The organism is Pyxidicoccus fallax, assembly GCF_012933655.1.
In the GTDB taxonomy this organism is placed as follows: Bacteria; Myxococcota; Myxococcia; order Myxococcales; family Myxococcaceae; genus Myxococcus; species Myxococcus fallax.
In genome coordinates, this window is record NZ_JABBJJ010000822.1 from 1 (window position 1) to 380 (window position 380).

Annotated in this window: 1 protein-coding gene; it reads right to left on the bottom strand. The window is 60.8% G+C overall.

Going from position 1 to position 380, the window contains the following annotated elements; all coding sequences use genetic code 11:
* The coding region (locus tag HG543_RS54330; protein ID WP_211194843.1) for a fibronectin type III domain-containing protein at positions 1-380 on the bottom strand (380 nt) is incomplete at both ends.

Here is a 380-nt window from a genome sequence, read left to right on the forward strand (position 1 = left end):
CTCCCAGCTAACCTGGACCCCATGAACCAGAGAACGGGTTGCCAGCGCCAGCGGTGCCAGCGGCTCGCCGACCTTGCCGGTCAGGGTTTTCTCTTCGGAATACGCCCAGCCGCTCGAGATCTCCGCCGCATTGATCGCGCGGACGCGAACCAGATAACGACCGGCATAAATGCCGCTGACCTCAAACGAGGTGGTCGAGCTGCGCGGCACATTAATCCAGTTCCCGTCGTTACGGCGCCACTGTGCCTCGTAGGCAATAGCGCCGCTGACAGCTGACCAGTTAACCTGCATCGTTTCGACGCTGATCCCCTGATTCACGACCGAGCGGGATGTGATGACAATATCGTCAGGAGGTGACTGGTTGCCCGCCGGCAATACGC